Genomic DNA, 25,624 nt, shown 5'->3' with positions numbered 1-25,624 from the left:
ACTCCGCGTTGACAGCCGGTTTTCAAATAGATATACGGCTGATATATCAGATGGAGAGACGATCATGTGGACCGGAGTTTTCCCCGCCGTCACGACCAAGTTTACTGATGACGACCGCCTCGATCATGCCGAGATGGAGCGCTGCTTTGCTTTGCAGATGGAGGCAGGCTGCGACGGTATCATCGTCTGCGGTTCGCTCGGCGAAGGGCCGATGCTGTCGCATGACGAGAAGATCGAGGTGCTGAAGACTGCCCAGAAAGTTGCAGGCAACAAGCCGGTGCTGCTGACGGTCAACGAGGCGGGCACCCGCGAGGCGGCGAGCATCGCAAAGCGCGCGAGCCGGGAAGGCGCCAACGGGCTGATGGTGGTACCGAGCCCGATCTATCACACCAACCCGGAAGAGACGGTCGCCGCCTTGCGCGCCGTCGCTCAGGCCGGCGACCTGCCTGTGATGATCTACTCCAACCGCCTCGCCTACCGCGTCGACGTCACCGTCGACCAGATGGAGGAACTGGCCGCCGACAAGCGCTTCGTCGCCATCAAGGAGTCCTCCGACGACATCCGCCGCTCGACAGAGATCATCAACCGCTTCGGCGACCGCTACGATTTGTTCACCGGCGTCGACAATCTCGCCTTCGAGGCGCTGTCGGTGGGCGCCATCGGCTGGGTGGCGGGTCTGGTCGTCGCCTTCCCGCGCGAGACCGTCGCCATCTACCAGCTGATGAAGCAGGGCCGCCGCGAGGAGGCGCTTTCGATCTACCGCTGGTTCCGGCCGCTGCTCGATCTCGATGTCTCGACCTATCTGGTCCAAAACATCAAGCTTGCCGAAGTGCTCGCGATCGACACAAATGACCGCGTGCGCATGCCACGCCAGCCGCTGTCGGGCGAGCGCCGCAAAGCGGTCGAGAAGATCGTCAAGGACGCGCTGGCGGTACGGCCGAAGCTGCCGCAGTTCTGAAGGCTTTCTTCTCCCCGTGCACGTGCACGGGGAGAAGATGGCGGCAGCCAGATGAGGGGCAGCGCCGACGTGCAAGGAAATTCCAGGGACACAGAGGAGGGCCGCCGCCCCTCATCCGCCCTTCGGGCCCCGCAGCCCTTCACTGGCGCTCCGGGCGTTCGTCGTTCGGAAAGCCAAGCAGTCGGCTTTTCCACCGCTTCGCGGACCACTCCTCACCACCGTGAACGGGGAGAAGGGGTAGATATCGCCATTGTCGGTGGCGGCATTGTCGGCATCTGCGCGGCGGCCATGCTGGCCGAGGCCGGGCGCAGCGTCACGGTCTTCGACCGCACCGGCATCTGCGAGGAGACGAGCTCCGGCAATGCCGCCGCCTTCGCCTTCTCCGACGTGCTGCCGCTGGCGCACAAGGGCATGATGCGGCACTTGCCGAAATGGCTTGCCGATCCGCTCGGGCCACTCAGCATCCCGCCGGCCTACTTGCCGAAGCTGTTGCCTTGGCTGTTGCGCTTCTGGCGCGCTGGCGCACCAGAAAAATTTGAGGCGAGCCTTGCTGCTCAGGCAGGCATGATGAAGCTCGCCGAGGCTGAATGGATGGGCCTGCTCGACCGTTCCGGCACGCGGCTGATGCTGCGCGAGGACGGCTCGCTGGAGCTTTATGAAAGCGAGGCCGAATTTCAGGCCGGGCTGCCGGGCTGGGCGGCGCGCGAGCGCTTCGGCATCGGCTTTCGCCATGTCGAAGGCGACGAACTGGCGCGGCTGCAGCCGGGACTGTCGCCGCGCTTCATCAAGGGCACCTTCGTGCCGGGCTGGAAGACCGTCGCCGATCCGAAACTGCTCGGCAAGGGGGTGTGGGCCTATGCCGAAAGGCTGGGCGCGCGTTTCGAAAAGGCGCGCATAGAGCGCGTCGCCGCCAATCCTGATGGCGCGACGCTGACGCTGACGGACGGCACGACCAGGCAGGCAAGACATCTTGTCGTGGCCGCCGGGGCATGGTCGCATCTGCTGACGAAGGCGCTTGGCGACACCATCCCGCTCGAAACCGAGCGCGGCTACAACACGACACTGCCGAAGACCGCTTTCGACGTGCAGCGGATGCTGATCTTTTCCGGCCATGGCTTCGTCATCACGCCACTCGAGACGGGCTTGCGCGTCGGCGGCGCCGTCGAGTTGGGCGGTCTCGACCGGCCGCCGAATTTTGCGCGCTCGAAGGCCATGCTGGAAAAAGCCAGACAGTTCCTTCCGGGGCTGGACGCGTCAGGTGGCCGCGAATGGATGGGCTATCGCCCGTCGCTGCCGGATTCGCTCCCGGCGATCGGCACGGCGCGAACCGCGCCCAACGTTGTCTACGCCTTCGGCCATGGCCATCTCGGCCTGACCCAGGCGGCGGCCACCGGCCGCTTGATCCGCGATCTTGTTCTCGGGCAGACTTCGCGGATCGATCTTGCCCCCTTCAGCCCGCAACGGTTTTGAGTTCGAGGAAATCATGGCCAGAAAATCCTTCTTTTGCATCGACGGCCATACCTGCGGCAATCCGGTGCGGCTGGTGGCCGGCGGCGGTCCCTTGCTCGAGGGGTCGACGATGATGGAGCGGCGGGCGCATTTCCTGGCGGAGTATGACTGGATCCGCACCGGGCTGATGTTCGAGCCGCGCGGCCACGATGTCATGTCGGGCTCGATCCTCTATCCGCCGACGCGCGAGGATTGCGACATAGCCATCCTGTTCATCGAGACGTCGGGCTGCCTGCCGATGTGCGGCCACGGCACGATCGGCACGGTGACGATGGCCATCGAACATGGGCTGATCAAGCCGAAGACACCCGGCGTGCTCCGGCTCGACACACCGGCCGGGCTGGTTATCGCCGAATACAAACAAGTCGGCGACTATGTCGAGGAGGTGCGCATCACGAATGTGCCGTCCTTCCTTTATGCCGAGGGACTGACGGTCGACTGCCCGCAGCTTGGCGAGATCACTGTCGATGTCGCCTATGGCGGCAATTTCTACGCAATCGTCGAGCCGCAGGCGAATTTTCGCGACATGGCTGATTATTCCGCCAGCGATTTCATCGCCTGGAGCCCCGTGGTGCGGCAGCGGCTCAACGAGAAGTACTCGTTCGTGCATCCGGAAAACCCCGGCATCAACCGGCTGTCCCACATGCTGTGGACGGGCGAGCCGACAATGGCGGGCGCGGATGCGCGCAACGCGGTCTTCTATGGCGACAAGGCGATCGACCGCTCACCTTGCGGCACCGGCACCTCGGCGCGCATGGCGCAGCTCCATGCCAAGGGCAAGCTCAAGGCCGGCGACAGTTTTGTCCACGAATCGATCATCGGCTCGCTGTTCAAGGGCAAGGTCGAGAAGGACGTCACTGTTGCCGGCAAGCCGGCCATCATTCCCTCGATCGGCGGCTGGGCGCGGATGACCGGCCTGAACACCATCTTCATCGACGACCGCGATCCGTTCGCGCACGGCTTTGTGGTTAAGTGATACGGTAGGCTGCCGATCATCCACCGAGACCAGGACTTGGACCCAGGGCGGGACCTCTTGGCGAAACCAGTCAGCGAAAGGTTAGCGCGTTGGGCGAGGCATCCACCGCCATAGTCGGAAGTAACCCATGTTGCAGCTGGTCAGTACGGAATGTGGCTAAAAAAACGAAGCCCGCCAACAACGCAAAGATTCGTCTCATCACCTGATTTTGACCGGGATTTCTTCGAAATGAGGTCGCTGGTCCGGCTGAATCGTCAAAGACATTGCGTTATGCCAATGATAGGGTCCGCGATAGTCCAGGGGTGGGGAGCAAAAAAACGGGCAATCGGAAGGCGTGCCGGCAAAACACGCTCGACGTTTGAAAAATCACGTTGCAATCCGGGCTCGAAACTTTACGACTAGGGGAAATACGAAAAGGAATGCGTCTGCATGGGCGACATTCCAGGGGAGCCATGTACACATGCAGTACTTTGTCCAGCAGCTTATCAATGGGCTGACGCTGGGATCGATCTATGGGCTGATCGCAATCGGCTACACGATGGTCTACGGCATCATCGGCATGATCAACTTCGCCCACGGCGACATTTTCATGGTCGGGGCCTTCGCCGCCCTCGTCGTCTTCCTCATCCTCGGCTCCTTGTTCTATTCGGTGCCGGTCGTACTGGCGCTGCTGATCATGATGATCGTGGCGATGCTGCTCACCAGCCTCTACAACTGGACGATCGAGAAGGTGGCGTACCGGCCGCTGCGCGGTTCGTTCCGGCTGGCGCCGCTGATCACCGCCATCGGCATGTCGATCGCGCTGTCGAACTTCATCCAGGTGACGCAGGGCCCGCGCAACAAGCCGATCCCGCCGATGGTCAGCCAGGTCTACAACATCAACGGCATCAGCGTGTCGCTGAAGCAGATCATCATCGTCGTCGTCACCGCCCTGCTGCTGGCGCTGTTCTGGTACCTGGTCAACAGGACTTCCCTCGGCCGGGCGCAAAGGGCGTGCGAGCAGGACCGCAAGATGGCGGCGCTGCTCGGTGTCGATGTCGACCGTACGATCTCGATCACCTTTATCATGGGTGCAGCGCTTGCGGCCGTCGCGGGCACGTTGTTCCTGATGTATTACGGCGTCATCGCCTTTTCCGACGGCTTTGTGCCGGGGGTCAAGGCCTTCACCGCGGCCGTTCTCGGCGGCATCGGGTCTCTGCCGGGCGCGGTGCTTGGCGGGCTTTTGATCGGCTTCATCGAGAGCATGTGGTCGGCGTATTTCTCGATCGACTACAAGGACGTCGCGGCGTTCTCGATCCTGGCGATCGTGCTGATCTTCCTGCCTTCCGGCATTTTGGGCCGGCCAGAAGTCGAAAAGGTCTGAGACAATGGCGGTTTCCGTATCCTCGGAGCGCGACACCGTCGCCTCCCCCGTGCAGCGTGCATTGCGCGAAGCGTTCTATGCCGGCGCCATCTCGCTGGGGTTGTTCATTCTCTTCATCGGCCTGAAGACCGACCAGAACATAAGCAACCAGCTGATCCTGGTGCAGCGCTGGTTGCTGCTCATCACCGTGGTCGTGCTGACCATGCTTGGCCGCTTCTTCTACATTGCATATGGCCAGCCGTTCATGGCCAATCAGAAGATCACCAATGTCGCCACCGGCCTGTTGCCGGCGAGCGTCGCGTCGCGCTTCTTCCTGCTTCCGGCCTTCATCGTCGCCGTCGTGCTGGCGGTTGTCCTGGTTGCGTTCGGCAGCGCCCTGCCGGTGTTGGTGGGACCCGATCTGGCCGGCTACCTTCAGTTCCTGCGCGCATTGGCCGTCATTTACGCGCTCGCTTGCGTGATCTTCTATTTCCGCTCCTTCATCCACGCCAATTTCACCAAGCTCGGGATTGCGGCGCTGGTGCTATACCCGATCCTCGTCGTCGTGGTGCTGTCGATCTACGCGTGGTCGATAACCGGCGGCCTGCAGGGCTCGTTGAAGTGGGTCGACAATTTCGGCATCCAGATCCTGATCTATGTGATGCTGGCCTGGGGGCTGAACATCGTCGTCGGCCTCGCCGGCTTGCTCGATCTCGGCTACGTCGCCTTTTACGCGGTCGGCGCCTATGCCTATGCGTTGCTCGGTTCGCAATACGGCCTGTCGTTCTGGATCCTGCTGCCCGCCGCCGGCGCCATGGCCGCCTTCTGGGGCGTTATGCTCGGCTTTCCGGTGCTCAGGCTTCGTGGCGATTACCTGGCGATCGTGACGCTGGCCTTCGGCGAGATCATCCGCCTGGTGCTGATCAACTGGCGTGAAGTCACCAACGGCTCGGCCGGCATCTCCGGCATCCCGAAGGTCACCTTCTTCGGCCTGATGACGTTTAATTCGACCGACCCGAACTACATCGGCAAGGTGCTGCACATTGCCCAGTCGAGCGCCTACTACAAGATCTTCCTCTACTATCTGATTCTCGGGCTGGCGCTGCTGACCGCCTTCGTCACCATCAGGCTCAGGCGCATGCCTGTCGGCCGCGCCTGGGAGGCGCTGCGCGAGGACGAGATTGCCTGCCGCTCGCTTGGCATCAACACCACCACCACCAAGCTCACCGCCTTTGCCACCGGCGCCATGTTCGGCGGTTTTGCCGGCGCCTTCTTCGCCGCACGGCAAGGCTTCGTCAGCCCTGAATCCTTCGTCTTCCTGGAATCGGCGATCATCCTGGCCATCGTGGTGCTCGGCGGCATGGGCTCGCTGGTCGGCATCGCGGTCGCCGCGCTGGTGATGATCGGCGGCACCGAGGCACTGCGCGAACTCGATTTCCTGAAAAGTGTCTTCGGAAAAGATTTCACGCCGGAGCTTTACCGCATGCTTTTGTTCGGCATGGCGATGGTCATCGTCATGCTGTGGAAGCCGCGCGGCTTTGTCGGCAGCCGTGAACCGACGGCCTTCCTCAGTGAACGAAAAGCGGTCTCCTCCTCCTTCACCAAGGAAGGGCACGGCTGATGAGCGCGACCTCCATTCAGAAGACCAATCCGGGTATGAAAGACGCCATCCTCCAGGTCGAGCATCTTTCGATGAAGTTCGGCGGCCTGATCGCCATCGGCGACCTGTCGTTCCAGGCCAAGCGCGGCGAGATTACCGCTCTGATCGGACCCAATGGCGCCGGCAAGACCACCGTCTTCAATTGCATCACCGGCTTCTACAAGCCGTCGGAAGGCATGATTACGCTCAACCGGGCCGACGGCTCGAGCTTCCTGCTCGAACGGCTGCCCAATCATGAGATCCCGGCGCGCGCCAAGGTGGCGCGCACCTTCCAGAACATCCGCCTGTTCTCGGGCATGACGCTGCTGGAGAATCTGCTGGTTGCCCAGCACAACAAGCTGATGAAGGCATCCGGCTATACGATCCTGGGCCTGTTCGGGATCGGCGGCTACCGCAGGGCCTCGGCTGAATCGGTGGAGCTTGCCAAGCACTGGCTGGAGAAGGCCGACCTTGTCGATCGCGCCGACGATCCGGCCGGCGACCTGCCCTATGGCGCGCAGCGGCGCCTCGAGATTGCGCGCGCCATGTGCACAGGGCCCGAACTTCTGTGCCTCGACGAGCCTGCGGCCGGTCTCAATCCGAAGGAGTCGGCTGCGCTGAATTCGCTGCTGATGGACATCAAGAGCAGTACCTCGATCCTGCTGATCGAACATGACATGTCGGTGGTCATGCAGATTTCCGACCATGTCGTGGTGCTTGAATATGGCCGCAAGATTTCCGACGGCAGCCCGCAATCGGTGCGTACCGACCCGCGCGTCATCGCCGCCTATCTCGGCGTCGACGACGAGGAGGTCGAGACGGTGCTGACCGAGGTCGGCGATGAAGACGTCATCGAGCAGCTGGACATCGGGCCGGATTCGGCTCACGGACCAGGCACATCGTCTTCCTATCTCGCCGGCCCGGTAAGCGACACGATCGGCCACAGCCAGGGCGAGCGGGTCACAGTGTCGAAGGGAGCTTCAAAGGCCACCCAATACGATACAAGAGCCAACTCCGCGCCAAGAGCACCGTCCGAGCGTCTAACGGCCAAGTCCAAGCCGGCGGCCACCAAATCCCCGACAGGCAAGCCGCGCGGAGGGCGTAAGTGATGGCCGAGACAACGCTGCTCGACATCAAGGGCGTCGAGACCTACTACGGCAACATCAAGGCGCTGAACGGCGTCGATGTCCACGTCAACCAGGGCGAGATCGTCGCGCTGATCGGTGCGAACGGTGCCGGCAAGTCGACGCTGATGATGACCATCTTCGGTGCGCCGCGCGCTCGTGCCGGCTCAATCACTTTCGCCGGCACCGACATCACCCAGATGCCGACGCACGAGATCGCCCGCATGCGCATTGCGCAGTCGCCGGAAGGCAGGCGCATTTTCCCGCGCATGACGGTGATGGAAAACCTGCAGATGGGCGCCGGTCTCGACAATCTCAAGCACTATGACGAAGATGCTGAGAAGGTGTTCGCGCTGTTCCCGCGCCTCAAGGAGCGCATTGCCCAGCGCGGCGGCACGCTGTCGGGCGGTGAGCAGCAGATGCTGTCGATCGGACGTGCGCTGATGGCGCGGCCTAAGCTGCTGTTGCTCGACGAGCCGTCGCTGGGTCTGGCGCCGCTGATCGTCAAGCAGATCTTCGATGCCATCCGCGAGCTGAACCGCACGCAAGGGCTGACCGTGTTCCTGGTCGAGCAGAACGCCTTCGGCGCGCTCAAACTCGCCACGCGCGGCTATGTCATGGTCAACGGCAACGTGACCATGAGCGGCACAGGCAAGGAATTGCTCGCCAATCCGGAAGTGCGGGCGGCCTATCTCGAAGGCGGCCATCACTGATTTTGGAGCGGAATGTATGCATACGGTATTCCGCTCCAACTTGTTTGTTTGTCGCATGACCTTTGTCCGAAAAGTCTGCAACTTTTCGGGATCATGCTAGGGAGTCTTCATCATGCAAGGCATTCTTCACGAGGAACCTTCCATCTGGCAGTTCTTCTTCGTCACCTGTCTGCTCGGCGGCTGGGCGGCATGGATGACCGGCAAGGCCAGCGCCCAGACATGGCGCAGCCTGCCGGCGCTGTTCGCCTATCTGCTGGGTCTCGGCATAGGCATCAGGTTCATCCATCATGCCTTGTTCGGCGGCACGATGTTTTCGCTGCAATATTATGTCGTGGACACAATCGTGCTCATGATATTGGGATTTGTCGGCTATCAATACACGCGTACGAACCAGATGGTGACGCAGTATAATTGGCTTTACGAACGGGCTTCGATCTTAAGCTGGAAACCGAAAGGTTGACGTTCATCATTAACGCCGTTCCGGGGATGAATCGGCGTGACAAGGGCCTGAAAATCGGCAAAGTACGCTTTCTGCGATAAGGGTGGGCATCGCATGAAAGTTTCATCCACGCCCACCTCGTAAATGGGAGCGTTTAAATGAAGAAATCACTTTTGTCCGCCGTTGCCCTGACCGCGCTTGTCGCGTTCGGTGGCAATGCATGGGCTGACGTTATCGTCGGCGTCGCAGGTCCGATCACCGGTCCGAATGCGGCCTTCGGTGCGCAGCTGCAGAAGGGTGCGGAAGCGGCCGTTGCCGACATCAACGCAGCAGGCGGCATGAACGGCGAGCAGATCAAGCTCGAAGTCGGCGACGACGTCTCGGATCCGAAGCAGGGCATTTCGGTCGGCAACAAGTTCGTCGGCGACGGCGTGAAATTCGTGATCGGCCACTTCAACTCGGGCGTCTCGATCCCGGTTTCGCAGGAAGTCTACGTCGACAACAACATCGTCGAAGTGACGCCTGCGGCGACCAACCCGAAATTCACCGAGCGCGGCCTGTGGAACGTGTTCCGCACCTGCGGACGCGATGACCAGCAGGGCGGCATCGCCGGCGGCTATATCGCGACCAACTTCAAGGACGCCAAGGTTGCCGTCATCCACGACAAGACCCCCTATGGTCAGGGCCTTGCCGACGAGACCAAGAAGGCGATGAACGCAGCCGGTCTGACCGAAGTCATGTATGAAGGCGTCAATGTCGGCGACAAGGACTTCTCGGCGCTGATCGCCAAGATGAAGGACGCCGGCGTCACCCTGATCTATTGGGGCGGCCTGCATACCGAAGCCGGCCTGATCATCCGCCAGTCGGCGGACCAGGGCCTCAAGGCTACCTTGATGTCGGGCGACGGCATCGTGACCGACGAGCTGGCTGCGATCGCCGGCGATGCGGTTATCGGTACGCTCAACACCTTCGGTCCAGATCCGCGTCTGATCCCCGAGAACAAGGCACTGGTCGAGAAGTTCCGCGCCCAGGGCTTCGAGCCGGAAGCCTACACTCTCTACTCCTACGCCGCCATGCAGGTGATCGCCGAGGCCGCTGCCGTGGCCAAGTCGAACGACCCCGTGGAAGTGGCCAAGGCGCTGCACGAGAAGGGTCCGTTCAAGACCGTTCTGGGCGATCTCGCCTATGACGCGAAGGGCGATCCGAAGCTCCCGGGCTACATCATGTACGAATGGAAGAAGGGTCCGGACGGCAAGATCTCCTGGTTCCCGAAGTCGTAATTCGGGACACAGCTCTATGGAATGCCCGGCGCTCGCGCCGGGCATTTTTCTTTGGTGACAGGGCGCAGCGAGGGTGGCTGGACAAGCCGCTAGCCGGGTCGAATTTGTGCGGGCACGACAATTAGCGTCACCTCGCGACGCCAATCGCACGCATCTTTTCGATCGGTGGTGCTAGAATCGCATTTAAATCGGTTTAACCTCTCCCCGATTTTGGTTGCACTGCAGCATTTTCGCGTTAATCATGCCTCTGCCCCACCCTCCTGTCCGGAGCCTGCTTCCTTGGCCATCACGAAGATCCTCGTCGCCAACCGGTCCGAAATTGCCATCCGCGTCTTTCGCGCGGCCAACGAGCTCGGCCTCAAAACCGTGGCGATCTGGGCCGAGGAGGACAAATATTCGCTTCATCGGTTCAAGGCCGATGAAAGCTACCAGGTCGGGCGCGGGCCGCATCTGGCCAGGGACATGGGACCGATCGAAAGCTATCTGTCGATCGAGGAAGTGATCCGGGTCGCCAGACTGTCCGGCGCCGACGCCATCCACCCGGGCTATGGCCTCCTGTCGGAAAGCCCTGAATTCGCAGATGCCTGCGCCGAGGCCGGCATCACTTTCATAGGGCCGAAGCCCGACACGATGCGCCGGCTCGGCAACAAGGTCGCCGCGCGCAATCTGGCCATTGAGGTCGGCGTGCCGGTGGTGCCGGCAACCGAACCGCTGCCGGACGACATGGAAGCAGTCAAGCAGCTCGCCAAGACAGTCGGCTATCCGGTGATGCTCAAGGCATCATGGGGCGGCGGCGGGCGCGGCATGCGCGCCATCCGCGCGGAAGCCGACCTCGCCCGCGAGGTGATGGAAGGCAAGCGCGAGGCCAAGGCCGCCTTCGGCAAGGACGAGGTCTATCTCGAAAAGCTGATCGAGCGCGCTCGCCATGTCGAGGTCCAGGTGCTCGGCGACACGCATGGCAACGCTGTACATCTGTTCGAGCGCGACTGCTCGATCCAGCGCCGCAACCAGAAGGTCGTCGAACGGGCGCCGGCGCCCTATCTCAGCGAGGCATTGCGCCAGGAGCTTTGCGGCTATGCGCTCAAGATCGCGCGCGAGACCAGCTATATCGGCGCCGGTACGGTGGAATTTCTGCAGGACGCCGACACCGGCAAATTCTACTTCATCGAGGTCAATCCGCGCATCCAGGTCGAGCACACCGTCACCGAGCAGGTGACCGGCATCGACATCGTCAAGGCGCAGATCCACATACTGGATGGCTTTGCCATCGGCACGAAAGAGTCGGGCGTGCCGGCGCAGGCCGACATCAGGCTGAACGGTCACGCGCTGCAGTGCCGCATCACCACCGAGGATCCGGAGCACAGTTTCATTCCGGACTACGGCCGCATCACCGCTTATCGCGAAGCCGCCGGTTTCGGCATCCGCCTCGACGGCGGCACCGCCTATTCGGGCGCGGTCATCACCCGCTTCTACGATCCGCTGCTGGAGAAGGTGACTGCCTGGGCCCCGACACCGGCCGAGGCGATCGCCCGCATGAATCGGGCCCTGCGCGAGTTCCGCATCCGCGGCGTGGCCACCAACCTCACCTTCCTCGAGGCAATCATCAACCACCCGCGCTTCGCCGACAATTCCTACACGACCAGGTTCATCGACACGACGCCGGAGCTGTTCGCGCAGGTGAAGCGGCAGGACCGCGCCACCAAGCTGCTCAACTATCTGGCCGACGTCAGCGTCAACGGCCATCCCGAAACCCGCGGCCGACCGATGCCGAAGGCCGATGCGGCAGCGCCTGTCGTGCCCTATCTCAACGGCAATGTGCCTGATGGCAGCAAGCAGAAGCTCGACGCGTTGGGGCCGGAGAAATTCGCTGCCTGGATGCGTGAGCAAAAAGAGGTGCTTGTCACCGACACGACGATGCGCGACGGTCACCAGTCGCTGCTCGCCACCCGCATGCGCACGCATGACATTGCCGGCATTGCCGGCACCTACGCGCGGGCGCTGCCGCGGCTGCTGTCGCTGGAATGCTGGGGCGGCGCCACTTTCGACGTCGCCATGCGCTTCCTCACCGAGGATCCGTGGGAGCGGCTGAGCAAAGTGCGCGAAGCAGCCCCCAACCTTTTGCTGCAGATGCTTCTACGCGGCGCTAACGGCGTCGGCTACACCAACTATCCCGACAATGTCGTGCAACATTTCGTCAGCCAGGCCGCTGCTGGCGGCGTCGACCTGTTCCGCGTCTTCGACTGCCTGAACTGGGTCGAGAACATGCGCGTCGCCATGGACGCGGTGGGCGCCGAGGGCAAGCTGGTCGAAGCAGCGATCTGCTACACCGGCGACATCCTCGATCCGACGCGCGCCAAACACGACCTTAAATACTATGTCGGGTTGGCGAAGGAATTGCAGGCAGCCGGCGCCCATATCATCGCCGTCAAGGACATGGCCGGGCTTTTGAAGCCTGCCGCCGCCCGCGTGCTGTTCAAGGCGCTGCGCGAAGCCACCGACCTGCCGATCCATTTCCACACCCACGACACGTCAGGCCTGTCGGCGGCGACGGTGCTGGCGGGCGTGGAAAGTGGCGTCGACGCCATCGACGCGGCGATGGATTCCTTCTCCGGCAACACCTCGCAGCCTTGCCTGGGCTCGATCGTCGAGGCGCTGAAGGGAACCGAGCGCGATCCCGGCCTCGATCCGCAATGGATCCGCAACATCTCCTTCTACTGGGAAGCGGTGCGCAACCAGTATGCGGCCTTCGAAAGCGATCTCAAGGGGCCAGCCTCGGAAGTCTACCTGCACGAGATGCCGGGCGGTCAGTTCACCAACCTCAAGGAACAGGCGCGTTCGCTCGGGTTGGAAACGCGTTGGCACGAGGTGGCACAAGCCTATCACGACGTCAATTTGATGTTCGGTGACATCGTCAAGGTGACGCCGTCGTCCAAGGTGGTCGGCGACATGGCGCTGATGATGGTGAGCCAGGATCTGACCGTTGCCGACGTTGAAAACCCGGCCAAGGACATCGCCTTCCCGGACTCGGTCGTCTCGATGCTGCGCGGCGATCTCGGCCAGTCGCCCGGCGGCTGGCCTGCGAAGCTGCAGAAGAAGGCACTGAAGGAAAGCAAGCCGATCTCCGTGCGGCCGGGCTCGCTGATCAAGCCAGCCGACCTCAAGGCCAGCCGCAAGGAGATCGAGCAGAAGCTGGAGCGCAAGCTCTCGGAGTACGAATTCGCCTCCTGGCTGATGTATCCGAAGGTGTTCACCGACTTCGCCGCCGCGCAGGAAACCTACGGGCCGGTCAGTGTGCTGCCGACGCCGACCTATTTCTACGGCATGAAGTCCGAAGACGAGATCTTCCTGGACATCGAAAAAGGCAAGACGCTTGTGGTGCGCTGCCTTGCGATCGGCGACGTCGATGAGAAGGGCATGGTCACCGTGTTCTTCGAGCTCAACGGCCAGCCGCGCCGTGTCCGGGTGCCGGACAGGGCGCATGGCGCCTCGGCGGCCAAGGCTCGGCGCAAGGCCGAGCCCGGCAACGAGGCGCATGTCGGCGCGCCGATGCCGGGCGTGGTCTCCGCCCTTTCGGTTGCCGCCGGCCAAGCGGTCAAGGCCGGCGACGTGCTGTTGTCGATCGAAGCCATGAAGATGGAGACGGCCCTGCATGCCGAGCGCGACGGCACAGTGGCCGAAGTGCTGGTCAAGGCCGGCGATCAGATCGATGCGAAGGATCTGTTGATCGCGTTTGGCTGACGCGCGGATCCATCACACTGGGGACGGCTGGCAGCAGCCGTTGATGGAGCATCGATAATGGCTTGACCCGCCGCGCCTGCTCGGGCATCGAACCCGCTCCCAATTTACCGCGCCAGAATCGCGGTGCTTAAAAAGTAGCGGAGAAAAAACATGGCCGACGACATCACAGATACCAGCCAGACTGTTGCCGCCGGCCAGTTGCGCGCCTTCATCGAGCGCATCGAGCGGCTCGAGGAAGAAAAGAAGACCATCGCCGACGACATCAAGGAAGTGTTCGCCGAGGCCAAGGGCACCGGCTTCGACACCAAGGCGATGCGGTCGATCATCCGGCTGCGCAAGAAGGACCAGGCCGAGCGCCAGGAAGAGGAAACCATCCTCGATCTCTACAAGGCCGCGCTCGGCATGGTGTAAGGCTGTCTGGAAATTCTACTCCGGCTGATATCGCCAGAGCGAATTTCGAAACAGTCTCGGGCCAAGGAATGATGCTGGAACGGGCATCGAACCATGAGCGAATTCGACTTCGGCGCCCGCCGCGCCTCTGAATTCCGCCAACGCAGCTTCTGGGCGCTGTTCGCCGAACGGCATCCGGAGGAACGCGCTTCCATGGCGCGGCGCGGACCCTGGTTCTGGCAGCGCGGGCTGCCCGACTTCGCTCTGGTCCTGTCCATGTATGTCGCGCCGGCGCAAAGCCAAGTTGGCGTCTTTTTCGGCCGTAACGAGAAGTTCGGCGCGACCGGGGTCTGGTCGCGGCTGAAGCCGTTCCAACCGGCAATCGAAGACAGGCTGAAGCTCAGGCCGGAGCAGAGCTGCGAGGGCCTCGGCATCAATTCGATGTGGCGGGTGAACTGCTATGCCGAGGACAACTGGCCGGCCATGGCCGACTGGCTGGTGACGGAATGCTCGCGCTTCGAGCGCGCCGTCACCGACGTGCTGAGAGAGGGATAGCTATCAGGTGTTGGTGCAAAGCATCGGATCCTTCTTCGGCTCGCGCTGGCAAGGCGCGGTTCCGGTCGAGCGGTTGTTCTGGCGCGATCTGGTCCTTGTCGGCACGGCGATCAACATCACCTCGTCGGTGGCCGCGCTCATTCTGCTCGGCTTGAAGCTGCCGCTCGCCGTCGTCCTGGCGGTGCATTTCGCGCCCGTGCCCTACAACATCTTTTTGACCTTTGCCGTCTGGCGAACCACGGAAAAATCCAGTGGCGCCAAGGCTTCGTTGATGACGCTCGGGGCTACGCTTTGGCTGATCCTGGTGGTGGTTGTCTGAGAAGATTGACACGAAAAGGGCGGCCGAAGCCGCCCTTTGAAGATGGGGGTCAAGCCGCGGCTTAAGCCGCCGGCTCGAATTTCAGCGCCACGCCGTTGATGCAATAGCGCAGGCCGGTCGGCGGCGGGCCGTCCTCGAAGACATGGCCGAGATGGCTGCCGCAGCGGGCGCAGTGGCATTCGGTGCGGACCATGCCGTAGCTGCGGTCGACGGTGTTTTCGACCGAACCGGGCACCGGATCATTGAAGCTCGGCCAGCCGGTGCCGCTCTCGAACTTGAGCTTGGATTCGAACAGCGGCTGGTCGCAGCCGACGCAGGAAAAGGTGCCGGCGCGCTTTTCGTAGAGCAGGGCGCAGCTTCCGGGCCGTTCGGTGCCATGGCCGCGCATGACCGCATATTGCTCGGGCGTCAGGCGGGCGCGCCATTCAGCGTCGGTGCGGGTGACAGGGTAGGTGTGGGTGTCCATTTGATCTCCTCAGCCTTGGCGGCTTGTTGTTGGTTGCAAGCTATATTCGCTTAGAGATAGGCGTTTGTTACGTGTTTTGCTCGCATTTTCAGCCGAGCTCCTACCCAATCGCCTGAAGATAGCGGGCGATCGACGCATGAAATGCCGTTCTTGCGCCGCCGATGATGTTCTGCTGCCACCACGCGCCGTAGATGTCGTCGAATTCGAAAGGCTCAAGTGCCGCCGCGATGCGTCGCACGGCCGGCGCATTGAGCGGAATGTAGTTCGGATAGCTGTACATGAAGCTGACATGGCGACGCGTCGGCGTCACCTGCAATATGTCGCCGGACAGCAGGGCGTTACCGTCATCGCGTTTCCAATGCAGCACCTGGCCGCCGGCAAAATGGCCACCGCAACGCACGAGTGTCAGCGACGGGTTTATGGCCAGCGTCTCGCCCGCCCAGCTGACGATGGCGTTGTGCGGCCGCATGATCCACTGGCGGTCGTCGGCATGGAGATAGATCGGCACGCCGCCAAACGCCTCGCTCCACTCGACCATCACCGAATAATAGTGGCAGTGCGAAATAGCGATCGCGGCCAGGCCGCCGCGACGGTTGATTTCGGCTACCGCCTCGTCGCTCACCATCGAGATGCAATCCCACAGCACATTGCCGTGCGGCGTCTGCGCCAGCAGCGCCCGCTGGCCGATAGCAAAGCGCGGCTCGATGCCGAAAGCGAGAACGCCGGCATGGTCCTTCATCACAAGCCTATGCCCGGCAGAGAGTTCTTCCCCAGTGATCCAGGCCTGGCCTTCCCAGCGCACATATTGTCGCTCGTCCTCGCAGATCGGGCAATTTTCTGGAGGGGTCTGCGTTGCCGCGAACTGGACGCCGCATTGCGGGCAAAGAAAGCAGGTCATCGGTTTTCCTCTCATATCAATGCTTGCGTGAGAGCTGCTTCGTCGCGGCTTCCAACCCGGCCAGCGTCAGTGGGAACATGCGGCCGCCGAAGAGATCGCGGATCATCGCGATCGAATGGATGAAGCCCCAGTTTTTCTGATTTTCGGGGTTCAGCCAGACCGCATTCGGCCATTGCTGGATGAGGCGGCCAAGCCAGACACTGCCGGCTTCCGGGTTCCAATGCTCGACCGAACCGCCGGGATGCGCGATCTCGTAAGGGCTCATCGAGGCATCGCCGACGACGATCACCTTGTAGTCGGGGCCGTATTTGTGAAGCAGATCGAAGGTCGGGATGGTCTCGGCATGCCTGCGCCGATTGTCCTTCCAGACGCCCTCGTAAAGGCAGTTGTGGAAGTAAAAATATTCGAGCTGGCGGAATTCGGCGCGGGCGGCCGAAAACAGCTCCTCGACGCTTTTGATGTGGTCGTCCATCGAGCCGCCGACATCGAAGAACATCAAGAGCTTCACGGCGTTGCGCCGTTCGGAGCGCGTCTGCACATCGAGATAGCCGTGCTCGGCGGTGGCATGGATGGTGCCGGGCAGGTCGAACTCTTCCTCCGCACCCTCGCGCACCCAGCGACGCAGGCGCTTCAGCGCCACCTTGATGTTGCGGGTGCCGAGCTCGACGGCGTCGTCGAAATTTTTGAACTCGCGCTTGTCCCAGACTTTCACCGCACGGCGATTGCGGCTTTCATGCTGGCCGATGCGCACGCCTTCGGGATTGTAGCCATAGGCGCCGAAAGGCGAAGTGCCGCCGGTGCCGATCCATTTCGAGCCGCCCTGGTGGCGGCCTTTCTGCTCCTCCAGCCGCTGCTTCAGTGTCTCCATCAGCTTGTCGAAACCGCCGAGCGCCTCGATCAGTTTCTTCTCTTCCTCGGTCAGGTGCTTTTCGGCGAGCCGGCGCAGCCATTCCTCAGGAATGTTGGCGACACCGACGGCATCGGGGCCGGTGAGCGCCTCGATCCCCTTGAAGACATGCGCAAACACCTGGTCGAAGCGGTCGATATGGCGTTCGTCCTTCACAAGCGCGGCGCGGGCGAGGTAGTAAAAACCCTGGACGTCATAGTCGACCAGCCCGGCCTCCAGCCCTTCCAGCAGCGACAGATATTCCCTGAGCGAAACGGGAACCCGAGCGGCCTTTAGTTCGAGAAAGAAGGGGAGGAACATGGTTGGCCGTTATCTATGCCGAACGGTCACGGCGGAGTCGCCACGGGCACTGTCGATTTCGCCGGATTGCAGAAGATTTGCCACAGTACGTGGGTTGGGCATGGGCAAGTGCTTTGCGATGCGGGCTTCCGCCCATTCGCGCATAGCCGACACGGCATCGGCTATCGCTTCAGCCGGGTTTGCGCCGGCCCCGTGGCAGCCGGCGAGATCGGGCATCCGCACTCCCCAAACGCCGTCACTGCCATCCAGGATTCCGACATAGCGGATCATTCGGCTCCTTCCGCGTTATTTCGATCGCGCTCGCATCATAGCAGATCATACTCGATAAAACCTGTCCGCCGCGCGACATGGTCGTAGAGCTTGCGCGCTGTGGCGTTGGTTTCGTGGGTCATCCAATAGACGTTCTTGACGCCGATCTTGCCGGCTTCCTGCTTGACCGCTTCAATGAGGGCCGCACCGATGCCCTTGCCGCGCACATCAGGGTCGGCGAACAGGTCCTGCAGGTAGCAGTTGTTTTTCTCCGACCAGCCGGAGCGGTGATAGAGATAATGGGTCAGGCCGACCGCCTTGCCGTCGAGCGTGGCGATAAACCCCTTCGGTTCGAATTCACCTTCCGTGAACAGTCGTTTCCAGGTGATGTCGTAGACCTCGTCCGGCAGCTTGGTCTCGTAGAAGGTGAGGTAGGCAGTCCACAGCCGCCGCCAGTCGGCATGGTCGGCCAGCGCCAGCGGGCGGACGGTGATCTCGGTCATTTCGGTTCCTCCAAAGCCTTATCGGATTCCGGCGGAATCAGATCGGAAACACCATCGCCTAATCCACCGGCGAATTGTACTCGCGAAATGCGGTTGCCAGCATCTGCAGCGCGTCACGCGCGCGCGGCGCCAGATTGTGCGAATGCAGCACCACTTCGGAAGGGTCAAGCGATGGAAGACCAAGTTTGCGGCCAACCTCGATCAGGCCGGGCGGAGCGACGCAGTGAGCCAGCGCCGAAACGGCAAAGCCCGCCGATATCGCAATGTTGACGGCCGCGCCGCCGCCGCCGACGAAGGCCTCCTCCCAGGCGATGCCTGCTTTGTCCAGCGCCTCGACCGCCCGCACACGATCCGGACAGTTGCACACGGTGCTTAAGAGCGCGAGGCGCAACGGCGTTCCGCGCTGCCACTCGAAGGAAGGTGCGGCGAACCAGCCATAGTGGTTGCGCGACAAGGTCCGGCCAGGACGGCTGTCGCCTTCGCGGTGCACGATAACCGCGTCGAGCTCGCCGTGATCGAAAGCTTCCTTGAGCACCGTGCTGGTATCGATCCTCAAACTGAGCGTCAGCGATGGATCGTGCGCATGGAGCTGGGCAATCAGAATGGACAGCGCCGGACCGGCGGCATGATCGACAAAGCCGAGCGCAAGCCGGCACGGTGCTGACGCAAACTCCGCCATGGCGCGCTCGTGCGCGGCAAGGAAGTCGCGCGCGGCGGGGAGGAAGACGGCGCCTCGTGCCGACAGGCTGACGCGGCGCGGCGTTCTTTCGATCAATCGCGCGCCGAGCTTCTCCTCGAGGCGGCGCAGCTTGACGCTGATCGTCGCCTGCGTGCTGCCCAGCGCCGATGCCGCCTGGGTGAAGCTCTGCAGATCGGCCACCATCACAAAGGTTCGTACGGCGTCCACATCAAGACTGGTCATCGCAAGCACTCATGGGTCAATCATTCTGTTTTGTCATTTCTGATATAGCCAAGCATAGCCTTTTTTCATGATCAAGTCTCCTCTATCTCAAACTGGTCGCGGTTTGAAGAGCGCCTCATGCTCGGATGGAAAGAGATCGATATGCCAATTCAACGAAACACCATAGCGCTCACCGGCGTGTGCCTGGCGTCGCTCTTGTTCGGGCTCGAAATCTCCAGCGTGCCGGTGATCCTGCCGAAACTGGAAAGCGTGCTCGCCGCCAATTTCAGGGATTTGCAGTGGATCATGAATGCCTACACCATCGCCTGCACGACAGTGCTTATGGCGACGGGGACATTGGCCGACCGTTTCGGCCGCAAGAGCGTGATGGTGATCACCACCGTCGCCTTCGGCCTCGCCTCGCTGCTGTGCAGCCTGGCGCCGAGTGCGGCGCTGCTGATCGCCGCCCGCTTCCTGCAAGGTCTCGCCGGCGGCGCGATGCTGACCTGCAGCGTCGCCGTGCTGTCGCATCAGTTCCAGGATGGCCGCGAACGCGGCAAGGCTTTTGTTGCCTGGAGCGTCGTCTCAGGCATCGGGCTTGGTTTCGGTCCCGCCATTGGCGGCCTGATCGTGGCGCTGTCGAACTGGCAGTGGGTGTTCCTCATCCACGTGCCGCTGGCGCTCCTGGCGCTCGCCTTTATCGGCGCCGGTGTCACGCAATCGCGCGATCACAATGCCCAGAAGCTCGACTGGGCCGGCATGCTGACGCTGTCGGCTTCTGTGTTCGGCTTCTCCTATCTGATCACGCAGGGTGCGGATCTCGGGACCAGCGCCCGCATCGGCGTGATATCAGCCTCCGTGGCTGCGTTCATCGCTTTCCTTGTCGCCGAGAGGGTCAATCCCTATCCGATGTTCGATTTCGCCGTGTTCCGCATCCGCCAGTTTTCCGGCGCGATCATGGGCGCCATCGGCATGAATTTCAGCTACTGGCCTTTCATCATCTATCTGCCGATCTATTATTCCGGCGTTCTCGGCTACGACAGCACGACGACCGGCCTGCTATTGCTCGTCTACACGCTGCCGTTCATGGTGATGCCGCCGATCGCCGAGCGCATTCGCGCGCGCTATCAGGCACGAATTGCCATCCCGCTCGGTCTGCTGACGCTAGGGATCGGTTTCATCGCCATGTGGATCGGCTCCAGGCTCGAGGGCGCCACCTGGCTGACCATGCTGCCCGGCACGCTGATTGCCGGCATCGGCATCGGTCTCACCAATTCGCCGACCACCAATACCACGACCGGCGCGGTATCGCCGGATCGTGCCGGCATGGCGTCCGGCATCGACATCAGCGCACGCCTGATCACGCTCGCTATCAACATCGCGGTGCTCGGCCTGCTGCTGACGCAAGGTATCGTTTCCCACCTGCGGGCCACACTCGGCGCGGCTTTGGAGCCGGATGAGTTGCGGGCACTGGCGGAAAGGGTCGCCACCGGCAATCTGGAGGGCCTTGCGCAGGGGACGCCGAAGCTCGCAGCCCTCGACCCATCCGGCGCCATCGTGCATGCCGCGCTGGTCAATGGTTTCGGCTGGGTCATGCTCTATTGCGGGATCGGCGTTCTCGCCCTGTCGGTCATCGGCTTCGTCATCTTCGGGCCGAAGCGCGTCGCGCCGCAGGAGAGAGGGTTTGCTCCCGCGGAGTAAGCGGCCAAAGCCGCCCGTAGCTGTCAGCCAACCCTCGATCCTCACCCCTGCCGTCTGGCCATGAAGGCCAGGCGTTCAAACAGATGCACGTCCTGTTCGTTCTTGAGCAGTGCGCCGTGCAGCTTCGGCAGCGCGTTCCTGGGGTCGGCGCGCAGATCCTCGGGTGCGATGTCGTCGGCGACCAGCAGGCGGATCCAGTCGAGCGCCTCGGAGGTCGACGGCTTCTTCTTCAACCCCTGCACATCGCGGATCTCGTAGAACTGGGTCAGGGCAGCACGCACCAAATTCTGCTTTATGCCGGGATAGTGCACGTCGACGATTTTGTGCAGCGTGTCGACATCGGGAAAGCGGATGTAGTGGAAGAAGCACCGGCGCAGGAAGGCGTCGGGCAGTTCCTTCTCATTGTTGGAAGTGATGATGACGATGGGGCGCACAGCGGCGCGGATCGTTTCGCCGGTTTCGTAGACGAAGAACTCCATCCGGTCGAGTTCCTGCAGCAGGTCGTTGGGGAATTCGATATCGGCCTTGTCGATCTCGTCGATCAACAGCACGACCTTCTTACCGGCCGCGAAGGCGTGCCAGAGCTTGCCGCGCTTGATGTAGTTTTTGATGTCGTTGAACCTGGCATCGCCGAGCTGGCTGTCGCGCAGCCGCGAGACAGCATCATATTCATACAGTCCCTGCTGCGCACGGGTGGTCGACTTGACGTGCCATTCGATCAGGTCGAGGCCGAGCGCCGATGCCACCTGGCGGGCAAGCTCGGTCTTGCCGGTGCCCGGCTCGCCCTTGACCAGCAACGGCCGCTCCAGCGCGATCGCGGCGTTCACCGCCACCATCAGATCCTTGTCGGCGACATAGGCCGCCGTGCCTTCGAAACGCATACTTGCTCCTCGGTTGGTCAGCGCGAGCGTAAGGACGCTGCTTGACCTGTGCAAGGGCGAGCCGGCTGCAACCAAAGCGTGTGAGATCGAAATGGAAACATCGGCTCATGTCACTAGCGCTTGACCGACCAGCCGCCTATATTGGGCTTGGCGGTCTGCGCTTCCCGGCAGGAGAACATTTTCCCCGGGGCCTTAACGATCCTTAGGGAGCTGTCCCTGGGAAGACCCGTGGGTTTTCTCATACGGCGCCCACCTACTTTGTAGGTTCCCGGGATCGCTCTCTCCACCGGTTGTGTGGATCGTCACTTACCTCTATCCGCCCAGTTTGGCGGATGATGTGGTAGAAAACGTCGCTCATGAAACGTCACCCAGATCCGACCTTTTCTATCGTCCGCGCATGACATCTCCCAAAGACCTGAAAAAGCAGTTGCGCCTCGAGGCACTCGGCCGTCGCGATGCGCTCGATCCGCTGTGGCGGGTGGAGATCGCGCTTGAAATGGCCGAGACGGCGCGCGACCACCTCGCCATCGAGCCGGGTCAGATCGTTTCAGCTTTCTGGCCGATGCGATCGGAAGTCGACGTCAGGCCGCTGATGTTCGCCTTGCGCGAGAACGGGGCCAGGCTTTGCCTGCCGGCCATCCTCGACAAGACCACCATCGTCTTTCGCGAACTGGTGCGCGGCGCGCCGATGGTCGAGATGGGTTTTGGCACGGTCGGTCCGCATGCGGAGGCCGAGGTTCTCGATCCCGCGGTGATGCTGGTGCCGCTCGCGGCCTTCGACAGCCGCGGTCATCGCATCGGGTATGGCGCCGGCTATTACGATCGCGCCATCGCCAGGCTGATCGACAAGGGCCAGCCGCCACGACTGATCGGCATCGCTTTCGATTGCCAGGAGGTGGGTCTGGTGCCGGATGAGGCGCACGACGTCATCATCCCGGAAATACTGACCGAGAGCGGTTTGCGCCGCTTCGACATCGCTTAAAAGACCGCGATCCCGCTTAACGCGTTTCCAAGACGTGCCGGATAGTATTCCGGCAACACAGTCCGAGCCGATGGCGGCCATCATGTTTGTCTTCGCACGCTTCCTGCTGATGCCGTTCGTCCTCATCGCGGTAACGCTGTTCGCGATGGCATTGCACATTTCCGGAACGGCCCTGCACCACCAGTTCGCCTGGCATCAGACGGTTGCCACAGTGACGGATGTCAGTTCCTACAGCGAAGCCCAGGGTAATGGCCTCACCGCGAAAGGCATCAACGTCGCTGTCACCTATGTCGCGAACGATGCACCGATGACGTGGTCCGGCAAGGGAAAGGACATCGGCCTCTACACGGCGTCCAAAGGCGACGCGGTGAAGTTGTATTACAACCCTGCCAATCCATCGATCCTCGATACCGCGGCGATGAAGGGCTGGCGCGGCGGGCTGTTGCTCCTGGCCGCTACTGGTGGGTTCACTGTTTTTTACGTGTGGTTCTTCTGGCTGCGCGGACGCACCGCACCGCCGGCGTCACCGATGATGCCTTCGGCAGTTCGCGTTGCGGGCGCGAGCGCCAAGCCGCCTCAACAGCAGCGTGGTACTTTCGGCCGGCGTTAGCGCCAATCGCCCGGGTAGCGCTTGCCTAGCGTCCGTGCCTCTGGATAGAAGTGGGCATGAGACTTCTCTTCCTCGGCGACATGGTGGGCAAATCGGGACGTACGGCGGTGTGGGAACAACTGCCCGGCCTGATCTCGGATTTCAAACTCGACTTCGTCATCGTCAATGGCGAGAACGCCGCCGGCGGCTTCGGCATCACCGAAGACATTTTTCGCGACACCATCGCCGCCGGTGCGGATGTCGTCACCACCGGCAACCATGTCTGGGATCAGCGCGACGCACTGGTCTTCGCGCCGCGCGAGGAGCGCTTCTTGCGCCCGTCCAACTTCCCCAAGGGCACGCCGGGGCGCGGTTCCGGCGTCTATATCGCCAAAAACGGCGCGCGCGTGCTGGTCGCCAACATCATGGGCCGGGTGTTCATGCATCCCGAGCTCGACGATCCGTTCCAGGCCGGCGAGCGCGAGCTGGCCGCCTGTCCGCTGGGCGAGCAGGCCGATGCCGTGGTCATCGACTTCCATGCCGAAGCGACCTCGGAGAAAATGTGCTTCGCGCATTTCGTCGACGGCCGCGCCAGCCTCGTCATCGGCACCCATACGCACCAGCCGACGGCCGACCACCAGATCCTCAATGGCGGCACCGGCTACATGTCCGATGCCGGCATGTGCGGCGACTATGATTCCTCGCTCGGCATGGACAAGGAAGAGCCGCTCAACCGGTTCCTGTCGAAAGTGCCGAAAGGCCGCTTCGAGGCGGCGACCGGACCGGCGACATTGTGCGGCGTCGGCGTCACTATTTCCGACCGCACCGGCCTGACCGAGAAGATCGCGCCTTTTCGTCGCGGGCCGCGGCTCGAAGAAACCGCGCCATCCTTCTGGTCTTGACATTGATATAGTCGAGTAAAGTACCTAACTGGCGACGAAACTGCTCTAGATCGTTAAAGAGGGGACGACCTCCATGCAGCTGATCGAGTTCTTTGCGCCGCATTTTCAATTTGTTTCCGATCCAACCGCGTGGGTCGCGTTGCTGACGCTGATCGTCCTCGAGGTCGTGCTCGGCATCGACAATCTGATCTTCATCTCGATCCTGACCAACAAATTGCCTGAGGCGCAGCGCGCCCGCGCCCGCCGTCTCGGCATCTCGGCGGCGCTGATCATGCGGCTGGTGCTGCTCGCAACCATCTCCATCATCGTGCAGCTGACGACGCCGGTGTTCACAGCGTTCGGCCATGGCTTTTCCTGGCGCGACCTGATCCTGATTGCCGGCGGCCTGTTCCTGGTCTGGAAGGCGACCAAGGAAATCCACCACACCGTCGATCCCGACGACCACAAGGATACGATGATGGGCGAGACGCTGCAGATCTCGCTTGCCGGCGCCATCTTCCAGATCCTGCTGCTCGATCTCGTCTTTTCGATCGATTCGATCATCACCGCCGTCGGCATGACCGACGAGATTGCCATAATGTACATCGCCGTGATCGTGGCGGTGAGCGTGATGATGCTGGCGGCCGGGCCGCTGGCCAATTTCATCGCCAAGAACCCGAGCATCGTCATGCTGGCGCTGGGCTTCCTGCTGATGATCGGCATGACGCTGATCGCCGACGGAATGGGCTATCATGTGCCGAAGGGCTACATCTACGCCGCCATGGGTTTTTCCGCCCTGGTCGAGGGCCTGAACATGCTGGCGCGGCGGCGCAAGAAATCCGGCGGCGGGCATTGAGGCTGGCGCCGCAGGGGCGGCCCTAGCGCCCCGGCACGCCGTTTGGGTAGCGGTCGCCGATCAGGCCAAGCGACAGGCCCTGTTCCAGCCATGCCTTTGCGCCGGCAAGAACTAGTGCGAAGCCGTCGGTCGAGCCGATCGCTTGCTTGACCTGCTCGTAGGCGGTGCCGGCGAAGCCGAAATTGCTGACCTCAAGAAAGGTCGCACCGTCAGGCGTTTCGGCGCCGGGCATCTCCGTGAATGTCCAGACCACAGTGGTCGGCGGATCGCTCCATTGCATGACGATCTTCTTGTTCTCGACGATCTCGCTGACATTGACCATCGCCGAGGCGCCGTACATGCGCCACTCCCAGCGAACCTCTTTGCCGCCATCCAGCCGGCCGCTGCTGTGGGTAAACCAGAATTTCGTGGTGATGGCCGGGTTGACGATCGCCTCGAAGACCTCGGCGACCGGCCGCCTGATCAGCATGCCGGCTTCGGCAGTCGGCGTTTTGTGAATTTCCATCGATGCTCCTTCTTTGTCCGGTT

General features: G+C 62.2%; 25 protein-coding genes, 1 other RNA gene and 1 pseudogene. 19 read left to right on the top strand and 8 right to left on the bottom strand.

Translation table 11 applies throughout. From position 1 onward, the window contains the following. Window positions 1-64: 64 nt before the first annotated feature. From NKI61_RS12740 to NKI61_RS12680, 13 genes and pseudogenes are all read left to right on the top strand, one after another. Window positions 65-958, top strand: coding sequence for a dihydrodipicolinate synthase family protein (locus NKI61_RS12740; protein WP_023700249.1), 894 nt, complete (start codon window positions 65-67; stop codon window positions 956-958). Between the two features lie 51 nt (window positions 959-1,009). Beyond that, window positions 1,010-2,428, top strand: coding sequence for an NAD(P)/FAD-dependent oxidoreductase (locus NKI61_RS12735; protein ID WP_352839685.1), 1,419 nt, complete (start codon window positions 1,010-1,012; stop codon window positions 2,426-2,428). A gap of 13 nt (window positions 2,429-2,441) precedes the next feature. Beyond that, window positions 2,442-3,443, top strand: coding sequence for a 4-hydroxyproline epimerase (locus NKI61_RS12730; protein WP_352839683.1), 1,002 nt, complete (start codon window positions 2,442-2,444; stop codon window positions 3,441-3,443). A gap of 460 nt (window positions 3,444-3,903) precedes the next feature. Then, entirely contained in the window at window positions 3,904-4,806 is a 903-nt protein-coding gene (locus NKI61_RS12725; protein WP_023668715.1) for a branched-chain amino acid ABC transporter permease, read from the top strand. A gap of 4 nt (window positions 4,807-4,810) precedes the next feature. Then, a complete protein-coding gene (livM, locus tag NKI61_RS12720) occupies window positions 4,811-6,406 on the top strand; it encodes a high-affinity branched-chain amino acid ABC transporter permease LivM (protein WP_023668716.1) in 1,596 nt (531 codons plus the stop codon). After that, window positions 6,406-7,512 (top strand): annotated as a pseudogene (locus NKI61_RS12715) (ABC transporter ATP-binding protein); the annotation flags it as partial. The gene livM and the pseudogene NKI61_RS12715, both read left to right, overlap by 1 nt. Before the next feature lie 20 nt (window positions 7,513-7,532). Beyond that, the gene (locus NKI61_RS12710) at window positions 7,533-8,261 is read left to right on the top strand and encodes an ABC transporter ATP-binding protein (protein ID WP_023668718.1); all 729 of its coding nucleotides are present in this window, start codon (window positions 7,533-7,535) and stop codon (window positions 8,259-8,261) included. A gap of 112 nt (window positions 8,262-8,373) precedes the next feature. Further along, window positions 8,374-8,721, top strand: coding sequence for a DUF6867 family protein (locus tag NKI61_RS12705; RefSeq protein ID WP_023668719.1), 348 nt, complete (start codon window positions 8,374-8,376; stop codon window positions 8,719-8,721). Between the two features lie 137 nt (window positions 8,722-8,858). Continuing rightward, window positions 8,859-9,980 carry a branched-chain amino acid ABC transporter substrate-binding protein gene (locus NKI61_RS12700; RefSeq protein ID WP_023668720.1) on the top strand — a complete coding sequence of 374 codons (1,122 nt, stop codon included), beginning with the start codon at window positions 8,859-8,861 and terminating at the stop codon, window positions 9,978-9,980. A 279-nt stretch (window positions 9,981-10,259) separates the two neighbouring features. Beyond that, entirely contained in the window at window positions 10,260-13,718 is a 3,459-nt protein-coding gene (pyc, locus tag NKI61_RS12695) for a pyruvate carboxylase (RefSeq protein WP_352839681.1), read from the top strand. Between the two features lie 150 nt (window positions 13,719-13,868). Then, window positions 13,869-14,129 carry a DUF2312 domain-containing protein gene (locus NKI61_RS12690; RefSeq protein ID WP_023668722.1) on the top strand — a complete coding sequence of 87 codons (261 nt, stop codon included), beginning with the start codon at window positions 13,869-13,871 and terminating at the stop codon, window positions 14,127-14,129. 93 nt (window positions 14,130-14,222) lie between these two features. After that, window positions 14,223-14,663: a hypothetical protein gene (locus NKI61_RS12685; RefSeq protein WP_352741522.1), complete on the top strand. Its 441-nt coding sequence runs from the start codon at window positions 14,223-14,225 to the stop codon at window positions 14,661-14,663. 7 nt (window positions 14,664-14,670) lie between these two features. Further along, on the top strand, window positions 14,671-14,982 hold the full coding sequence (locus tag NKI61_RS12680; protein ID WP_031196451.1) for a hypothetical protein: 312 nt from the start codon (window positions 14,671-14,673) through the stop codon (window positions 14,980-14,982). Between the two features lie 61 nt (window positions 14,983-15,043). Here the strand turns inward: NKI61_RS12680 and msrB are convergent, their stop codons facing one another. From msrB to NKI61_RS12650, 6 genes are all read right to left on the bottom strand, one after another. Beyond that, complete coding sequence (gene msrB / locus NKI61_RS12675; protein WP_013529102.1) at window positions 15,044-15,448, bottom strand: peptide-methionine (R)-S-oxide reductase MsrB; 405 nt, start codon at window positions 15,446-15,448, stop codon at window positions 15,044-15,046. Window positions 15,449-15,548: 100 nt separating this feature from the next. Then, a complete protein-coding gene (locus NKI61_RS12670; protein WP_352839679.1) occupies window positions 15,549-16,346 on the bottom strand; it encodes an MBL fold metallo-hydrolase in 798 nt (265 codons plus the stop codon). A 16-nt stretch (window positions 16,347-16,362) separates the two neighbouring features. Then, window positions 16,363-17,553, bottom strand: a complete 1,191-nt coding sequence (locus NKI61_RS12665; RefSeq protein WP_352839677.1) for a vWA domain-containing protein — start codon at window positions 17,551-17,553, stop codon at window positions 16,363-16,365. A gap of 9 nt (window positions 17,554-17,562) precedes the next feature. After that, window positions 17,563-17,823, bottom strand: a complete 261-nt coding sequence (locus NKI61_RS12660) for a type II toxin-antitoxin system HicB family antitoxin (RefSeq protein WP_023698425.1) — start codon at window positions 17,821-17,823, stop codon at window positions 17,563-17,565. A gap of 35 nt (window positions 17,824-17,858) precedes the next feature. Continuing rightward, window positions 17,859-18,305, bottom strand: a complete 447-nt coding sequence (locus tag NKI61_RS12655; RefSeq protein WP_023668728.1) for a GNAT family N-acetyltransferase — start codon at window positions 18,303-18,305, stop codon at window positions 17,859-17,861. A gap of 58 nt (window positions 18,306-18,363) precedes the next feature. After that, window positions 18,364-19,227, bottom strand: coding sequence for a LysR family transcriptional regulator (locus NKI61_RS12650; RefSeq protein ID WP_023698426.1), 864 nt, complete (start codon window positions 19,225-19,227; stop codon window positions 18,364-18,366). A gap of 141 nt (window positions 19,228-19,368) precedes the next feature. On the opposite strand from NKI61_RS12650, the gene NKI61_RS12645 reads away from it, so the two are divergent. Beyond that, on the top strand, window positions 19,369-20,907 hold the full coding sequence (locus NKI61_RS12645) for an MFS transporter (RefSeq protein ID WP_352839675.1): 1,539 nt from the start codon (window positions 19,369-19,371) through the stop codon (window positions 20,905-20,907). A gap of 41 nt (window positions 20,908-20,948) precedes the next feature. Here NKI61_RS12645 and NKI61_RS12640 read toward each other — a convergent pair whose 3' ends face one another. After that, the gene (locus tag NKI61_RS12640) at window positions 20,949-21,788 is read right to left on the bottom strand and encodes an AAA family ATPase (RefSeq protein ID WP_023694573.1); all 840 of its coding nucleotides are present in this window, start codon (window positions 21,786-21,788) and stop codon (window positions 20,949-20,951) included. A 149-nt stretch (window positions 21,789-21,937) separates the two neighbouring features. Between NKI61_RS12640 and ssrS the strand changes: the two genes are divergently transcribed. From ssrS to NKI61_RS12615, 5 genes are all read left to right on the top strand, one after another. After that, window positions 21,938-22,093, top strand: a non-coding RNA gene (gene ssrS / locus NKI61_RS12635) — 6S RNA. A gap of 92 nt (window positions 22,094-22,185) precedes the next feature. Then, window positions 22,186-22,770 (top strand): 5-formyltetrahydrofolate cyclo-ligase, encoded by a 585-nt coding sequence (locus NKI61_RS12630; protein ID WP_023698428.1) that lies wholly within the window; start codon window positions 22,186-22,188, stop codon window positions 22,768-22,770. Between the two features lie 82 nt (window positions 22,771-22,852). Beyond that, on the top strand, window positions 22,853-23,380 hold the full coding sequence (locus NKI61_RS12625; RefSeq protein ID WP_196813862.1) for a DUF3592 domain-containing protein: 528 nt from the start codon (window positions 22,853-22,855) through the stop codon (window positions 23,378-23,380). 56 nt (window positions 23,381-23,436) lie between these two features. Next, window positions 23,437-24,261 carry a TIGR00282 family metallophosphoesterase gene (locus NKI61_RS12620; protein WP_023668734.1) on the top strand — a complete coding sequence of 275 codons (825 nt, stop codon included), beginning with the start codon at window positions 23,437-23,439 and terminating at the stop codon, window positions 24,259-24,261. Between the two features lie 73 nt (window positions 24,262-24,334). Then, window positions 24,335-25,096 carry a TerC family protein gene (locus NKI61_RS12615; RefSeq protein ID WP_031205303.1) on the top strand — a complete coding sequence of 254 codons (762 nt, stop codon included), beginning with the start codon at window positions 24,335-24,337 and terminating at the stop codon, window positions 25,094-25,096. Window positions 25,097-25,118: 22 nt separating this feature from the next. On the opposite strand, the gene NKI61_RS12610 is transcribed toward NKI61_RS12615, so the two are convergent. Further along, window positions 25,119-25,601, bottom strand: coding sequence for an SRPBCC family protein (locus NKI61_RS12610; protein WP_352839673.1), 483 nt, complete (start codon window positions 25,599-25,601; stop codon window positions 25,119-25,121). Window positions 25,602-25,624 lie beyond the last annotated feature (23 nt).

This window comes from Mesorhizobium sp. M0514 (genome assembly GCF_040321145.1).
Taxonomy (GTDB): domain Bacteria; phylum Pseudomonadota; class Alphaproteobacteria; order Rhizobiales; family Rhizobiaceae; genus Mesorhizobium.
This window is presented reverse-complemented; position numbering and strand designations above follow the sequence as displayed.

What these genes read in the sequence shown, in the direction of transcription:
- NKI61_RS12670 (WP_352839679.1), bottom strand. Translation starts at nt 16,346, where the DNA reads ATGACCTGCTTTCTTTGCCCGCAATGCGGCGTCCAGTTCGCGGCAACG.
- NKI61_RS12615 (WP_031205303.1), top strand. Translation starts at nt 24,335, where the DNA reads ATGCAGCTGATCGAGTTCTTTGCGCCGCATTTTCAATTTGTTTCCGAT.
- NKI61_RS12725 (WP_023668715.1), top strand. Translation starts at nt 3,904, where the DNA reads ATGCAGTACTTTGTCCAGCAGCTTATCAATGGGCTGACGCTGGGATCG.
- NKI61_RS12630 (WP_023698428.1), top strand. Translation starts at nt 22,186, where the DNA reads ATGACATCTCCCAAAGACCTGAAAAAGCAGTTGCGCCTCGAGGCACTC.
- NKI61_RS12705 (WP_023668719.1), top strand. Translation starts at nt 8,374, where the DNA reads ATGCAAGGCATTCTTCACGAGGAACCTTCCATCTGGCAGTTCTTCTTC.
- msrB (WP_013529102.1), bottom strand. Translation starts at nt 15,448, where the DNA reads ATGGACACCCACACCTACCCTGTCACCCGCACCGACGCTGAATGGCGC.
- NKI61_RS12620 (WP_023668734.1), top strand. Translation starts at nt 23,437, where the DNA reads ATGAGACTTCTCTTCCTCGGCGACATGGTGGGCAAATCGGGACGTACG.
- NKI61_RS12700 (WP_023668720.1), top strand. Translation starts at nt 8,859, where the DNA reads ATGAAGAAATCACTTTTGTCCGCCGTTGCCCTGACCGCGCTTGTCGCG.
- NKI61_RS12685 (WP_352741522.1), top strand. Translation starts at nt 14,223, where the DNA reads ATGAGCGAATTCGACTTCGGCGCCCGCCGCGCCTCTGAATTCCGCCAA.
- NKI61_RS12740 (WP_023700249.1), top strand. Translation starts at nt 65, where the DNA reads ATGTGGACCGGAGTTTTCCCCGCCGTCACGACCAAGTTTACTGATGAC.
- NKI61_RS12710 (WP_023668718.1), top strand. Translation starts at nt 7,533, where the DNA reads ATGGCCGAGACAACGCTGCTCGACATCAAGGGCGTCGAGACCTACTAC.
- NKI61_RS12645 (WP_352839675.1), top strand. Translation starts at nt 19,369, where the DNA reads ATGCCAATTCAACGAAACACCATAGCGCTCACCGGCGTGTGCCTGGCG.
- NKI61_RS12665 (WP_352839677.1), bottom strand. Translation starts at nt 17,553, where the DNA reads ATGTTCCTCCCCTTCTTTCTCGAACTAAAGGCCGCTCGGGTTCCCGTT.
- NKI61_RS12690 (WP_023668722.1), top strand. Translation starts at nt 13,869, where the DNA reads ATGGCCGACGACATCACAGATACCAGCCAGACTGTTGCCGCCGGCCAG.
- NKI61_RS12610 (WP_352839673.1), bottom strand. Translation starts at nt 25,601, where the DNA reads ATGGAAATTCACAAAACGCCGACTGCCGAAGCCGGCATGCTGATCAGG.
- NKI61_RS12640 (WP_023694573.1), bottom strand. Translation starts at nt 21,788, where the DNA reads ATGCGTTTCGAAGGCACGGCGGCCTATGTCGCCGACAAGGATCTGATG.
- NKI61_RS12655 (WP_023668728.1), bottom strand. Translation starts at nt 18,305, where the DNA reads ATGACCGAGATCACCGTCCGCCCGCTGGCGCTGGCCGACCATGCCGAC.
- NKI61_RS12730 (WP_352839683.1), top strand. Translation starts at nt 2,442, where the DNA reads ATGGCCAGAAAATCCTTCTTTTGCATCGACGGCCATACCTGCGGCAAT.
- NKI61_RS12660 (WP_023698425.1), bottom strand. Translation starts at nt 17,823, where the DNA reads ATGATCCGCTATGTCGGAATCCTGGATGGCAGTGACGGCGTTTGGGGA.
- NKI61_RS12625 (WP_196813862.1), top strand. Translation starts at nt 22,853, where the DNA reads ATGTTTGTCTTCGCACGCTTCCTGCTGATGCCGTTCGTCCTCATCGCG.
- livM (WP_023668716.1), top strand. Translation starts at nt 4,811, where the DNA reads ATGGCGGTTTCCGTATCCTCGGAGCGCGACACCGTCGCCTCCCCCGTG.
- NKI61_RS12735 (WP_352839685.1), top strand. Translation starts at nt 1,010, where the DNA reads ATGAGGGGCAGCGCCGACGTGCAAGGAAATTCCAGGGACACAGAGGAG.
- NKI61_RS12650 (WP_023698426.1), bottom strand. Translation starts at nt 19,227, where the DNA reads ATGACCAGTCTTGATGTGGACGCCGTACGAACCTTTGTGATGGTGGCC.